Source organism: Dolichospermum sp. UHCC 0259 (assembly GCF_009711935.1).
Classification (GTDB): Bacteria; Cyanobacteriota; Cyanobacteriia; order Cyanobacteriales; family Nostocaceae; genus Dolichospermum.
In genome coordinates this window covers 2,004-15,566 of the sequence record NZ_VIKX01000291.1, presented here as the reverse complement: position 1 = coordinate 15,566, position 13,563 = coordinate 2,004, and the positions used below count along the sequence as shown (strand labels likewise).

The following is a 13,563-nucleotide window of genomic DNA, read 5'->3' as shown; positions in this document are numbered from 1 at the left end:
GGGCTGAAACTCACATTATAAACTGTACCCTGATGCCCCTTAAATTCCTGAATCAGTTGCCCTTGCAGGTTCCACAACCGTGCTGTTTTGTCTGATGATGCCGTAGCAATGGTTTTGCCGTCGGGGCTGAAACTCACATTATAAACTGTACCCTGATGCCCCTTAAATTCCTGAATCATTTGCCCTTGCAAGTTCCACAACCGCGCTGTTTTGTCCTCGGATGCCGTAGCGATGGTTTTGCCGTCAGGGCTGAAACTCACACTATAAACTGTACCCTGATGCCCCTTAAATTGAATACGTTCCTTAATATTATCGAGGATATTATTTAAGGCATAAATAGGGCTAATAGTGGGATATTTTTCCAGGGGATTATTTTTAACTAATGTTTTTAAAGCTTTAACATTCTGTACAGCAGATACTAAAGATGATAACTCTTCAAGTTGGAACTGTCTTAAAACATTTACTCCACCTTGTTCTAATTTGGTAACTTGTTTAGCAATACTCGCTTCTCTTAATTGATTCATAGAATATATCGAAGCTACACCAGAAATCACCACTAAAACCACAGCTAAACTAGAACTTAACTTTAACCTTTTTTGTCCTTCTTTGATTTGTTCATCAGCTTGACGTTTCGCATCTTCTACTATTTGTCTTGCTTCTTGTTCCTGCTTTAATTCCGCTTCGGCTTTGGCTAATTTTGCTAATAACTCATTTCCCTGTTGCTGACGAATAAACTCAACCAAATAATCATGCACTAATTGATATCTATCTGCTGGTGATTCTGGCAACAATAACACCAAACCCGACGCGACGAAAATACTTAAAATTAAATCCAATTTTTCACTTTCTTTAGGAAATTGTTCTGCTAACTCAACATGAGTTTTTAAAGGTCTTGTCCCATTTTCATCTGTGAGTAAATATAAAACCAGTCGCGCTGTTTGTTCATTTTCTGCACCACAGTCTTTAATCACATCTTCTAAAAACTTCTCAACTAATTTTTCTTTACCAAATTTCTGATATTGAGCTAAAGTTTTAATTTGTTGTGATTGTAATTGTGTCCCAACTATTTGTAATTCAATTGGTCTAATTTCCCCAATATCTCCCGCTAAGTCTTTGACTAATTCATCAATTAATTCTGCTTGTAAATAAAAGCGTGTTTTTTCGGTTAGGCTTTTAATCACAGCTTTAGCATCTGCGGGAGAAAAATTACCCAAATAATAACGGATGTTTTTATCAAGAATGTTATTATTAGTAACGGTTAAATCAACTAAACGGTCTAATTCTAATAAATAATGTAAATAATCTTCCCGTAAAGAAAGGACGATTTTCACAAAGGGAATATCTAAACAAACTCGTAAAAAGTCATAAAATGGTTTTCTTTGTTTTTGGTCATTATTCACAAAGAAAAACTCTTCAAATTGGTCAAATATCAAAACAGTTAATAAATTTCTGTCGGCATTTTTTCGTAATTGTTGAATAATTGTATCCGTAGAGTGTAGGAGTAATTCATGAATTACCTCTACATTTGATATATTTGGTTTTAAAGATTCTCCTAAAATTTCTACCCAATTTGTATAAACCCGTAAAAGAATCGGTAAAACATCACGTTCTCCAATAGGCTCTTTTTGCAGTGCAGGAATTAACCCACCTTGTAAAATCGAACTTTTACCAACTCCAGACTGTCCATGAATTACAGTTAATTTATCTTGAGTTCCTGCAATTCTTTCTCGCAACCGTTTAACATCTTTTTCTCTACCAGAAGCGGAAATTTCTTGTGCAATTGTTCCTGTATTTTCAACTTCTGAATTTTCAGAATTAATAACTTTGCGTTGGGGGTTTAAATAAGATGCACCAATAAAAGCTACAAATCCATATTGTTGTTTAATTTGTAGTCTTGCTTGTTTAATTTCAAAGGCTTTTAAATATTGTTTTTCTTGAAAATACAGAAAATTTAATTCTTCTAGGATATCAATATATAATTTAGGATTGTACTGAGGATAACTTTCATTTTTAGCAGTTTCTAAAGTTTCAATTGCTGCGGTATTGTCTCCTAAACCTATCTGAGAACGGGCAAAAAATAAGCGATATAAACCATATTCTTGAGATGGTAAATTAGGAATATTAGCTAAAATATTTAATGCTTGCTGTGCGTACTGATTTGCTTTTAGCCATTCTTTATTTTTTAATGCTACTTCTGCGAGAAAACCATAATTTTGACCTAACCCCCTAACCCCCTTCCCTGCTAGGGAATGGGGAATCAAAGCCTCTCTCCTTGCAGGAGATAGGTTTTCATATAATTTTAGAGATTTTTGAGCGAAACTTTCTAAATCTGTCCATGCTTTTAGGTGTCGTAATATTTCTCCTAAATTGTTGTTATATTCAACAACTAAATCTAATCTTTCTGCTTGTTCAAAAATATCTAAAGCTTGCTGTAAATAATTTCTAGCATTTTGCCAATCTTCTCGATTTTCAGTAATACTAATTTCAGCTTTTCGAGTATAAGCTAAAGATATTTTAACCAATGTCATACCGTGACGTTCTAAGTTATTATGAATTTGCCAAAATTCTCGACTGCGTTGATAATAAATTAAAGCATTTTCTAGATGATCTTGTTGATATTCCCGTAAACCAAAAATCAAGTCTAAACCTGCTTGTATTTCTGGATCTATTTCTTCTCCCCTGTTTTGTAAATCCTGACGTGCAGATTCTATTTCTTTGTAAACTTGAGGAGTAGGAATAACGTCATTAGTAAAAATTCCTTCTGTTGTTTCTTGCAATAAATTAACTAAATCAGCACTATCATTTTCAAAGTCAATAATACTCCCCCAGTTCTCTAAATCTGGTGCAACTCTAATAATTTTTCTGAGAATTTGATCATCTATCCAAATTAAAATCGGAAAGGGAAAGTTTTTTCTAAACTCCTCTCGAATTTGGTTAGATAAACTCAGAATTCCGTCAATGTTTTTAACAGAGTCTAAACCAGAAATCATTAAAGCTTGTGGTTGTTCATTTCTTAATTCTTGAAATATATTATCGTAGAGACTTTTAGCTGATTCTGGTAAGGTAATTTCTCTAATGGATATGGAAGAAGCTGCTTTGAGTTGTGCTGCTATCTGCTGACGTAATTTAGCATAATTGCAACGCAGAAAAATTAGGGATAATTGACCTTGAGAAAAATTAATTGCTCTTAATATTGTCCTAAGAGAATTATCGTTATTTTCAGGAATATTTTGTTGATTATTCATGATGTTAATCCAAACGCACCTTTATAGATTAAATAACAATGGTGCGTTACGCTGTTGCTAACGCACCCTACTGTAATTATTACTGTAATTCCTTTGATTCTATCAAAATTGGATTAATATCAAACCAAGAACCTTCTTCATCTCGATATTCAAAGACAAACATACTGCGGAGTAAGATATCATATTGTTCATTACCTCTATAGGTTTTTGTCTTCTGTACTTGCTTTAGTAGTTCCCATTCGTCAGTAATTGCTAAATTTAATTCATTACAACGTTTTTTGATGACGGTTTCTACACATTTGTGAGAAATTGGTGTATCTTCCATTTGCAAACAACGAAATAATAACATTAACAGGTTACGCAAATGACCTCCGCTAACTTTACAAAGTCGTTCTAATGTTTCAGGACTATCAAAGATTTTGGTAATTAAATTTTGACTTTCTGACCAAGTTAAACCAGGAAAAGCTCTTTTCATGACCATTTCTTGTAAGAGTGTAATTCCTGCTTGGTAATCTGTACCATTTCTCTGTTTAATTGCCACCATTGGTAATACTTTGGGGTCTACTCCAAAGCGATTTGTTAATCTACCTAAAGCGTTGGAAAATATGAGAACTAGGGGAATTGTATAAACAACATGACATTTTAATTGATTTAATTGTTCACCACGTTCTACAAATAGGTATTCTGGTTGATATTGACCATTTGGTTTAACTGCATTATCTATTCTGTCTAGGTTATCAATGATGACAACTAAACCTGATTTACCTTGCTTTTTCAGTGTTTCCTGTGCAGGTATGAGTAATTCTTTGTTAATTGATTCTAAAATGCCATTGGTGCGGGGTTCTAAATATTGTCGGAGTTGACTACGCAGTTTAGGACTATCTTTAGTTTTGGCGGTAATTTTGCCAATACCTACAGATAATTCCGCTTCTACACCAATATCTAAGGGTGTTTGTAAAAGTTCTGCTATTTCTGTAAATAGATTTTGAAAATATCCTGGTTTGAGTTTAATTTGTGCTGATTCTAAACTTTGACTAACTTCGCGGGCTATTGCCAGTAAAATATCTGTAATATCAATATCCGCTAAATCTAAACTTTGGCTAGACTCAAAATATACTACATGAAATCCCTGTTCTTGTAATTCTGCTTTCAACCGCAGCAATTCTGTAGATTTACCGCAACCAATATGTCCTGTAAATAATTGACAAGTCGGTGATTCTGGAGAAAGCAAAGTAATAGTTCTTTTTAATTCTCTAATTATTTCTGCACCCCGTACCTCGGAAAAATCAATATAATATTGTCTATCTTCAGCTTTACTTTTATCAAGGGTTTTATTTGGATTGCAAGCTTGATAAAATCTTGTTAAATCAAATGTCATGATAAATTACCCGAAATCAGCTTAATCATAGTTATTACCTCGGTAATTATACAGGTAATGATAGGATTAAGCCAGAACCTAGACTCTTAATACCATAAGGACATTATTTACAAATGGTTTTTTTTAATCAAGATCAACAACTAGCAAATATCGGTAATCAAATTTTAGAGGCAACTTGGGCAGAATTTCCCACTTTAGCGCCCAATCAAATTGCTTTAACTTGGGTGGTATATGATCCTCCTGCACCAGTGAATACGGGTGGTGCGCTGACTCCTAATGCTTTTTGGGAACATCCGGTGCGGGGTTTTAGCTATCGGGGAGGAGAACGGATTTATCCGGCCAGTGTGGTGAAATTATTTTATTTGGTGGTGGTGCAAGAATGGCTAGAGAAAGGCATGAGTCAGACTTCGGGGGAATTAAACCGGGCTTTGACGGATATGATCGTTGATTCTAGTAACGATGCGACTAGTTTAATTGTTGATATCATCAGTGGAACTACTTCTGGTCCGCTGTTAAGTCCTGGGCCTTTTGAAACTTGGAAATATCAACGGAATATTATTAATCGTTATTACCAGTCTTTGGGGTGGGAGGAAATGAAGGCGGTTAATGTCTGTCAAAAGACTTGGGGTGATGGTCCCTATGGCCGGGAAAGGGCTTTTTATGGGGAGATGTTTGAAAATCGGAATATGGTGACGACGGATGCGACTGCGAGACTATTACATAGTATCGTGGGTGGGGTAACGGTTTCTAGTGAGCGATCGCAATCCATGATGAATTTACTCAAACGCAGTATTAACCCAGAAGAGTTAAGCCAAGATGGCGACGAGAACCAAGTTACAGGCTTCTTAGGGGGTGGATTACCTGAAAATAGTCAAATCTGGTCAAAAGCAGGTTGGACAAGCACAGTCCGTCACGATGCGGCTTATATTGAATTACCAGATCAGCGTCCTTATTTGTTGGTGGTGTTTACGGAAGGGAAAGAACAAGCTAAGAGTCGGGAAATTTTGCCTTTTGTGTCTGAAAGAATTGCAGAAGCGATCGCTAATTTATAGAATTGCAATTGCTGGGACTTAACAACGGAAATAGGTAAAAATGGGACGGATTTTTATTTCTGCGGCACATGGTGGCACAGAAGCGGGTAAAAATGACCCCGGTGCGATCGCTGGTGGCACAACGGAAGCAAGGGAAATGATTCTTTTGCGGGATTTGGTGGTGATAGAACTACGAACCCGGAATTTAGAAGTTTTAGCTGTTCCTGACGATTTAAGTGCGGCTCAAACCATCGTTTGGATTAATGCTCGTGCTAATTCTAAAGATGTGGCAATAGAAATTCAAGCCAATGCGGCCAATAGTCCATCTGTGCGGGGAGCAAGTGCATTTTATATTGCCAAAAATGACCAACGCAAGCAAAATGGAGAAATGTTATTGACAGCACTTTTGCGTCGTGTCCCCCAATTACCCAATCGCGGAGTCAAACCAGATACAGATAGTGGATTGGGTAACTTGCAATTTTGTCGTCAAACAGCGATCGCTGCCATATTACTAGAAGTTGGTTTCCTCAGCAGTCCCGAAGATCGGGCTTTATTACAAAGTCGTCGTCGTGATTTTGCGATCGGCATTGCCGAAGGACTAACTACTTGGAGTCAAGCAAATAATCCTCAACAACCAACAACCGAAAATTATCCCAGCATTAACATCAATATCAATGGACAAAATTACTCAGAACAAGGACTATTAATTAATGGTAATGCTTACATCCCCATTGATTTAGTAGATCGGTTACGGATTAATATCTCAAAAGCAATTAATTTACGCCGAATTACCTATCGGCAAATAGTTTATATCAAAGCCGTAGAACTTCGAGAATCGAATATTTCTATTGGTTGGGATAGTGCCTCACGCACAGTAAAATTACGCTCAATTTTAGCAGTTTGTCCCGGACAAGTTGAACAACTTATCTCCAATGGCAATACATCAGAAGGACAATTACAAGCATTTCTCAAAATCAATAATGAAAGTGCCATTACCCAATTTTCTGATCTTCCCAAACTATATCGAGAAGAAGCAACCATTGAAGGCATAAATCATGACATTGCCTTTTGTCAAATGTGTTTAGAAACTGGATTTTTACGGTTTGGGACTGACATTAAACCCCAACAAAATAACTTTGCCGGTTTGGGTACAGTTGGTGGTGGTGCTGAAGGAGCATCATTTCCCAGTGCCAGAATTGGTGTCAGAGCGCATATTCAACATTTAAAAGCCTATGCCAGTTTAGAACCTTTAGTCCAGCCAGAAGTAGATCCTAGATTCCGTTTTGTTACCAGAGGTGTTGCTCCCTCAGTTAATCAATTATCAGGGCGCTGGTCTGCGGATTTAGACTACGGAATCAAAATTACAGCTATTATCAGAAGACTCTATGAATCAGCAAATCTTTTATAATTAGGTTTGCTGATAGCGAAGCGTGGCGTAAGCCATAAAAGTTGTCTGTGAGGAGAGGGAACAGGGAACAGTTTCAACTATCTGGATATCCTCAATTTTCCAAATCCGACAAAGAAAAATTGTTTCCTGTTTCCTAGCAACAATTGTTATTTAATTTCGCTCACTTATCGAGTGCGGGAATCTTTGCTAAAATGCCTTTTTTTAAAGGTTCTGGACGTTCTGACCAAGGCAATGCACCATCATATTTTGTATAATACTGACTTGCACATTCTAGTACCGCAGATGCACTACTATCTACTGGTAAATCACCAAAAAGATAGGTTGATTTTCCTTCTGCTACAAAAGCAATTACGCAAGAATGACTGCAAGCGCTCATACATTCAACCCCCTGAATGCAAAATTGATTGTGTAATTCACTATCTTGAGCAAGTTCTTGAAGTTGTTTTAGGAGTTGTTCACCTTTACTTTCACCGACCCGCTTACCATCTTGCCACTTACTACCACAAGTGGTACAAACAAATAAGTTATGTTTTTGATTGAGCATTGACTTAGAAATGTGAATTAAATAAAGTGTAAAAGTAGGGTGTCTTAGCGACAGCGTAACGCACCATTCCACGTTAAATCAGAATTGCAAGTTATTAAATTTGCGTTTCTTAGAAATGTTGAAGAATAATTCGGAAACGCAGACATGAGAGTTTTTTACAGTATGGTTATTGCAAAATGTGTAAAGAAGAATAATTAACTGCACACAAAAGCTGACAAGTTACAATTACTGTAATCTTTTCTATTCTTGTCAAAATATATCTCAAAAAGATAGCAATAAGTCTCACTTATAGAAGCTTCCCGCTTTCTTCAGAGCAGGATTGCAAATGATTAAATGGACGGTTACTATTCTTAGAATAGTACACAATTTGGAAAGTTTCTCTGGAGCTAAACTGATTAATTCTGATGGAAATATTCATGACTTGAATCATCTGTACCACCGCAGATGGATGTGAGTTTTCTGGCTTTCGGCGGGCATTCTGACTTAGAGATATAAATCTCCTTACAGTTGCGGGACAGCGCCGGATTTGCACCAGACTTTCCCCCTTGCGTTTAATGACTATTTTCCATTAAAACCGATTCACTTGTGAGATTACTATATTTTCTATGTCTTGTCAATAGGCAAGGGAGAATAATTCTGTTAATTGTTTTGCTCAGAGGCTTAATAAAGCAGGAAGAAAAAAGTTGCCGATTCTTAGCAATTGTTAGCTTTTTTGTCTGGAGATAATTATAAAAATATACTGACAACAGGTATTAAAAAATGTCTAAGCAGTGAATATTCCTAAATCTATAATGGACATTTTGGGATCAATGTCAAAAGACAATCTGTCAAACATTTTTTATGCTGTTGAAAAGATAAAAAAGGGATTATTTGCAGTAAATTAGTTAATTAAACTCTCTGTGGAAATTGGATATGCAGCTTCAAGAAGCCTCTAACGTTGCAGTCATTGTTGGTGAAAATGCGGTTACTGTTGCTCAATTACCTAGTGTGTGGCAGGATATTGCTAAGGGCAGAGCAAATGTCAGATTCAGTAATCCACAAATCTATGTGGAAATGGCGCAGTTGTTTCAATATAAACTGCAATATGGTGATGTTGATTTGTTTAATGACCGCCCCCATTTATTGCGTCTAATACCTTCATTTTCTGAGTTATTTGGGCAACTGGCATGGGAAACTCTGGAATTTTATGGTCATGACTTTATGATTCACAACTATCCGAACTTTGAAACAGTTTTGCATAATTGTGAGTCAAAAGGTTCTGAGGACAATAATGAGGTAAAAGTAGCTCGCATTGGTTTGGAACTCTTTGATGAATTTGGATATGATTTACCAGCTAGTTTCTATCATGTGCATTTAGCCCCAATTTATCGAGATCATGTGTTTGAAGAACGGGCTTTAAGATTTGATCCAAGAGATATAGAACATAAACGTTCATGGGATGCTATTCTACACGCAGGTAAGGTATTTGCGATGCAAATGAAGGTGCAAAGTATAGCATCTAAATACGGCTTCACTTACCAACATGGCTGTGGTTGTAACTCCCATTTATCTGCTATTGATCAATCTTCTGGTGCATTTGAGTATGAATTAAGCTTGGAGAAACGTCAGCGCTGGATTCGGAGTTTTATTTGGACAGCTTGGTATGAATATGCAATGTTTCCCATTATGCCGAATACTAGTTACCTTGTCTAAGTAGGTTGGCGTTAAAAATTATGGGCTTTACATACCCTACGGATCTTTTCAATAATCAAACCACAAAATAATTCTGTGAGTTAAAGGGAGATTTACATCTCCCATTCATTATGATCAAATGATGTCTGTTATGACATAAACTGTAATAAACCAAACTAATGCACGCGACGTTTAATCAAGGAACAATCAAAACTGGACAGGGAGAAAGATTAATTACCCGCGTGGTAACGCTATCCGTTGCGCCTTCATCCGTTAAGCCTATTCCTCTACAGCCCATGATAATTAAACTGGCGTTAACTTCATCAGCTACATCACAAATAGTAAAGGCTGGTTTACCTTGTCTTTCTAGTAATTCAGCTACGATTCCTTGTTCAGCAAACAGGGTTCGGGCATTTTCTAGGAGTTGGGCAACTGCTTCTGGAGATACCATAGGACTGGTAGCTGGCGCTTCTGGGTCTGGTTCTTCAACGACTGAGAGCAGAATTAAGCGACTGCCATAGGTTTGCACGATATTGGCAACCACATCTGCGGCCTCTCTGGCTTCTCGACTTTGATCAATGGGAAATAGAACTGTTTTAAACATATCTCACCTCTGCACCCCTCACTCCGGTAAAATCTTGATGGTCATATTTTGAAGACAATAACAAAAAAGTAATCAGGAGAGTTTGGCTGTGTCTAAAAAAAGTTTAGCAAGTTTATCTGCGGCTGATATATCTGGAAAACGCGCTTTGGTGCGGGTTGATTTTAACGTGCCTGTGGATGATCAAGGCAACATTACTGATGATACCCGGATTCGGGCTGCGCTGCCAACTATCCAAGATTTGACAAAAAAGGGTGCTAAGGTCATTTTAGCAAGTCATTTTGGCCGTCCCAAGGGTGTAGATGAGAAATTACGTCTAACTCCCGTTGCTAAACGCCTTTCTGAGTTGTTAGGACAAGAAGTTGTTAAGACTGATGACTGTATTGGTGATGATGTTGCAGCGGCGGTTGCGGCTTTGCAAAATGGCCAAGTGCTGTTGTTGGAAAATGTGCGTTTCTACCCAGAAGAAGAAAAGAATAATCCTGAATTTGCGGAAAAATTGGCAAGCAACGCTGATTTTTATGTAAATGATGCTTTCGGTACTGCACACCGCGCTCATGCTTCTACTGAGGGTGTAACTAAATATCTGAGTCCTTCTGTGGCTGGTTATTTGGTTGAGAAGGAATTGCAATATTTACAAAGTGCCATTGAAGAACCTAAGCGTCCTTTGGCGGCGATTATTGGCGGTTCTAAGGTTTCTAGCAAAATTGGTGTAATTGAAACTCTGTTAGAAAAGTGCGATAAGTTGATCATTGGCGGTGGGATGATTTTCACCTTCTATAAAGCGCGTGGTTTGAGTGTTGGTAAGTCTTTGGTAGAAGAAGACAAGCTAGAGTTGGCTAAGGCTTTGGAAGCTAAGGCGAAAGAACGTGGTGTAGCTTTATTGCTACCTACAGATATTGTTGCTGCTGATAAGTTTGCGCCTGATGCTAATGCTACTATTGTTCCCATTGAAAATATCCCTGCTGATGGTATGGGTTTAGATATTGGGCCTGATTCTGTGAAGGTTTTTCAAGCGGCTTTGGCTGATTGTAAGACTGTGATTTGGAACGGGCCTATGGGTGTGTTCGAGTTTGATAAATTTGCTGCGGGTACGGAAGCGATCGCTCATACTCTAGCAGAAATCGGTAAAACCGGCGCAACTACCATTATCGGTGGTGGTGACTCTGTAGCGGCTGTAGAAAAGGTCGGTTTGGCTGACCAAATGAGCCACATTTCTACTGGTGGTGGTGCGAGTTTGGAGTTGCTAGAAGGTAAGGTTTTACCTGGTATTGCAGCTTTGGATGAAGCGTAAGCTGTTAAATTCCGCTAATTGATAACAAATTGAGTAGGGGTGTAGTTTTACATTACCTTACTCTTTTTGTTAGCATTTATCTACTAACATTAGGAAGTTAGCCAAAGGTAAAATTATGGAAACCCAAGAATTAAAAGCCTTGATTAAGGAGATAGTTCAAGAAGTATTACAACAAGAAAAACTAACGCTTTATAATACCTTGTTACCATATATAAATAATACAGAAAATCAAGAATGGAATCAATTTTCTCTTGAACAAGCTATGAGAGGTTTAGAAAATGATCATCTCCCCGAATACACAGAAGCGGACATTATAGAGAAATGGCAATAGTTGGTCAAATTGTTTTATTCAAATTTCCCCAAACGAATCTGGCAATTGGAAAGTTACGCCCAGCACTTCTAATTAAGCCATTAATCAACAATTATGATGATTGGCTAGTTTGGATGATTTCCACTAAAACAGGGCAAGAATTGACTGGAATTGACGAAATTATTACACCCAATGATCAGGATTTTAAACAAACAGGCTTAAAATCAGAAAGTGTTTTTCGAGTCTCACGTTTAGCAGTTGTATCAGAAAAGATATTATTAGGAAATATTGGTGAAATTTCCACAGAAAGATTAGAGCGAATTAAAATCAATCTGGCTAACTGGATTTTAAGTAATTGAGTTTAGGAAGTATTTATTATGTTACATAATAACTTATAAATAAGATTCATAAGCAGCTATTTCTGCATCTAATTCACGGCGATTTGCAGCCATATCTTCTACAAATTCATCAAAAAGCGGATCGTCTTTGAAAATACCATCAAACTGAACAAAAGGATTAGATTTTTCAATATCTTCTGGCAAAATGTGTATGTTTTGAACAATCTCAGTTTGTTCTATTTTGTGATCTTGATCAAGATTAATCTGATTAATTTTTTCATCAACAATTCTATTAATCAAGGATTCTAAATCCTGTAAAGTCAGTTCGGTAATAGACTGATTATTTAGCATTTATGATTTACCTCCAGTGGTAATATCAGGTTTGTTTTAACTACAATTTATATAATATCAAAATTGTCTGTTAACTAAACTGGTTTAATTCTAGCATACTTACTTACTGGGGAAAAAATCAGTCAATTGTCGATTTAAGTATATTTCGTGTATATTAGTAGATATTTAATCATAAACGTATCTACCACCCCACAACCATGAATCAGATATGTTGTCTTAACCCAGGGTGTCATAACCCCTCAGTTCCCGAACATACCCAATTCTGTCCTAACTGCAACGTTGCTATAGTCACCTTGAAAGACCGCTATCGTCCGATTAAATCATTAGGTAGTGGGGGATTTGGCAAAACCTATTTAGCACAAGACATTGACAAACTTAACACCCAGTGCGTAATTAAACAATTTGCACCGCAGATTACTGGTACAAACGCCTTCCAAAAAGCCAAGGAATTATTTTTACAAGAAGCACAGCAACTACAAGAACTCGGTGAACATTCCCAAATTCCCACTCTGTTAGCTTATTTTGAACAAGATAACCGTTTGTATTTAGTACAACAATTCATTGACGGTGCAAATTTATTACAAGAATTAAAAAACCAGGGAATATTCTCAGAATTAAAAATCCGCGCCTTATTACAAGATTTATTAACAACCTTGGAGGTAGTTCACTATTATAAAATAATTCATCGAGATATTAAACCAGAAAATATTATGCGTCGTCGTAGTGATGGCAAATTAATATTAATTGATTTTGGGGCATCAAAACAACTCCAGGGAACAGTTACAACAGGAACATTAATTGGTACTTTTGGTTATGCACCTTTAGAACAAATGCGGGATGGGAAAGTATATCCTGCCAGTGATTTATATAGTTTGGGTGCGACTTGTTTTCATTTACTAACAGGAGTTCATCCTGGGGAACTTTACCAAGAATATGGCTATGAATGGGTGAAAACTTGGCGTGTTCACTTACAAAAACCTGTTAACCGAGACTTGGACACAGTTTTAGATAAATTATTACAAAAATATTATCAAGACCGTTATCAATCTGCTCAAGAAGTTTTACAATTTTTAAAAACTTCACAATTAACAACTAAAACAGCTTATCAGTCTTCACACAAATCTTCTCAAGTACCATCTCAACAACAAAACTCACCATCAAAAATATCATCTACTCAAGTTAAATCAAAGCAAAATTCAGGTGTTCCAAAGAGTCGCATTTCTGTGCCAAATAACTCATCTCGGATAATCACCTGGAGTTCCATAGGTGTTTTCGTACTGGGAACAGTTTTTTTAGGAACTCAATCGGAGCATATTCCTATTATTTGTAAACCACTAGATAACTGTGCTATTGATGAGGAATTTAGTTCTAAATACAAACAAGCAAAAGATA

12 protein-coding genes and 1 riboswitch are annotated in these 13,563 nt (G+C 36.8%); of the genes, 7 read left to right on the top strand and 5 right to left on the bottom strand.

From position 1 onward, the window contains the following. Both FJR05_RS23890 and FJR05_RS23885 read right to left on the bottom strand, forming a co-directional pair. On the bottom strand, nt 1–3,245 hold a 3,245-nt coding region (locus tag FJR05_RS23890), incomplete at its 3' end, for a hypothetical protein (RefSeq protein ID WP_168646415.1). 79 nt (nt 3,246–3,324) lie between these two features. After that, nucleotides 3,325–4,623 (bottom strand): ATP-binding protein, encoded by a 1,299-nt coding sequence (locus FJR05_RS23885; RefSeq protein WP_168646414.1) that lies wholly within the window; start codon nt 4,621–4,623, stop codon nt 3,325–3,327. A 113-nt stretch (nt 4,624–4,736) separates the two neighbouring features. Here FJR05_RS23885 and FJR05_RS23880 point away from each other — a divergent pair, with 113 nt between their 5' ends. After that, entirely contained in the window at nt 4,737–5,675 is a 939-nt protein-coding gene (locus FJR05_RS23880; protein ID WP_168646413.1) for a serine hydrolase, read from the top strand. Between the two features lie 40 nt (nt 5,676–5,715). Continuing rightward, the gene (locus FJR05_RS23875; protein ID WP_168646412.1) at nt 5,716–7,062 is read left to right on the top strand and encodes an N-acetylmuramoyl-L-alanine amidase; all 1,347 of its coding nucleotides are present in this window, start codon (nt 5,716–5,718) and stop codon (nt 7,060–7,062) included. A 160-nt stretch (nt 7,063–7,222) separates the two neighbouring features. On the opposite strand, the gene FJR05_RS23870 is transcribed toward FJR05_RS23875, so the two are convergent. Next, complete coding sequence (locus FJR05_RS23870; protein ID WP_168646411.1) at nt 7,223–7,606, bottom strand: DUF1636 family protein; 384 nt, start codon at nt 7,604–7,606, stop codon at nt 7,223–7,225. 450 nt (nt 7,607–8,056) lie between these two features. After that, a riboswitch (cobalamin riboswitch) is annotated at nt 8,057–8,200 on the bottom strand. 318 nt (nt 8,201–8,518) lie between these two features. On the opposite strand from FJR05_RS23870, the gene FJR05_RS23865 reads away from it, so the two are divergent. Continuing rightward, nucleotides 8,519–9,298: a hypothetical protein gene (locus FJR05_RS23865; protein WP_168646410.1), complete on the top strand. Its 780-nt coding sequence runs from the start codon at nt 8,519–8,521 to the stop codon at nt 9,296–9,298. Nucleotides 9,299–9,473: 175 nt separating this feature from the next. Here FJR05_RS23865 and FJR05_RS23860 read toward each other — a convergent pair whose 3' ends face one another. Next, nucleotides 9,474–9,881 (bottom strand): universal stress protein, encoded by a 408-nt coding sequence (locus FJR05_RS23860; protein ID WP_168646409.1) that lies wholly within the window; start codon nt 9,879–9,881, stop codon nt 9,474–9,476. A gap of 88 nt (nt 9,882–9,969) precedes the next feature. Between FJR05_RS23860 and pgk the strand changes: the two genes are divergently transcribed. The 3 genes from pgk (at nt 9,970) to FJR05_RS23845 (ending at nt 11,841) form a co-directional block, all read left to right on the top strand. Then, complete coding sequence (gene pgk / locus FJR05_RS23855; protein WP_168646408.1) at nt 9,970–11,172, top strand: phosphoglycerate kinase; 1,203 nt, start codon at nt 9,970–9,972, stop codon at nt 11,170–11,172. A gap of 115 nt (nt 11,173–11,287) precedes the next feature. Then, entirely contained in the window at nt 11,288–11,503 is a 216-nt protein-coding gene (locus tag FJR05_RS23850) for a hypothetical protein (RefSeq protein WP_168646407.1), read from the top strand. Next, nucleotides 11,494–11,841, top strand: a complete 348-nt coding sequence (locus FJR05_RS23845) for a type II toxin-antitoxin system PemK/MazF family toxin (RefSeq protein WP_168646406.1) — start codon at nt 11,494–11,496, stop codon at nt 11,839–11,841. The genes FJR05_RS23850 and FJR05_RS23845 overlap by 10 nt, the downstream gene beginning before the upstream one ends. Before the next feature lie 33 nt (nt 11,842–11,874). Here the strand turns inward: FJR05_RS23845 and FJR05_RS23840 are convergent, their stop codons facing one another. After that, nucleotides 11,875–12,171, bottom strand: a complete 297-nt coding sequence (locus tag FJR05_RS23840; protein WP_168646405.1) for a hypothetical protein — start codon at nt 12,169–12,171, stop codon at nt 11,875–11,877. Between the two features lie 197 nt (nt 12,172–12,368). Here FJR05_RS23840 and FJR05_RS23835 point away from each other — a divergent pair. After that, on the top strand, nt 12,369–13,563 hold a 1,195-nt coding region (locus FJR05_RS23835), incomplete at its 3' end, for a serine/threonine-protein kinase (RefSeq protein ID WP_254447068.1).

What these genes read in the sequence shown, in the direction of transcription:
- FJR05_RS23860 (WP_168646409.1), bottom strand. Translation starts at nt 9,881, where the DNA reads ATGTTTAAAACAGTTCTATTTCCCATTGATCAAAGTCGAGAAGCCAGA.
- FJR05_RS23885 (WP_168646414.1), bottom strand. Translation starts at nt 4,623, where the DNA reads ATGACATTTGATTTAACAAGATTTTATCAAGCTTGCAATCCAAATAAA.
- FJR05_RS23875 (WP_168646412.1), top strand. Translation starts at nt 5,716, where the DNA reads ATGGGACGGATTTTTATTTCTGCGGCACATGGTGGCACAGAAGCGGGT.
- FJR05_RS23865 (WP_168646410.1), top strand. Translation starts at nt 8,519, where the DNA reads ATGCAGCTTCAAGAAGCCTCTAACGTTGCAGTCATTGTTGGTGAAAAT.
- FJR05_RS23850 (WP_168646407.1), top strand. Translation starts at nt 11,288, where the DNA reads ATGGAAACCCAAGAATTAAAAGCCTTGATTAAGGAGATAGTTCAAGAA.
- FJR05_RS23880 (WP_168646413.1), top strand. Translation starts at nt 4,737, where the DNA reads ATGGTTTTTTTTAATCAAGATCAACAACTAGCAAATATCGGTAATCAA.
- FJR05_RS23840 (WP_168646405.1), bottom strand. Translation starts at nt 12,171, where the DNA reads ATGCTAAATAATCAGTCTATTACCGAACTGACTTTACAGGATTTAGAA.
- FJR05_RS23845 (WP_168646406.1), top strand. Translation starts at nt 11,494, where the DNA reads ATGGCAATAGTTGGTCAAATTGTTTTATTCAAATTTCCCCAAACGAAT.
- FJR05_RS23870 (WP_168646411.1), bottom strand. Translation starts at nt 7,606, where the DNA reads ATGCTCAATCAAAAACATAACTTATTTGTTTGTACCACTTGTGGTAGT.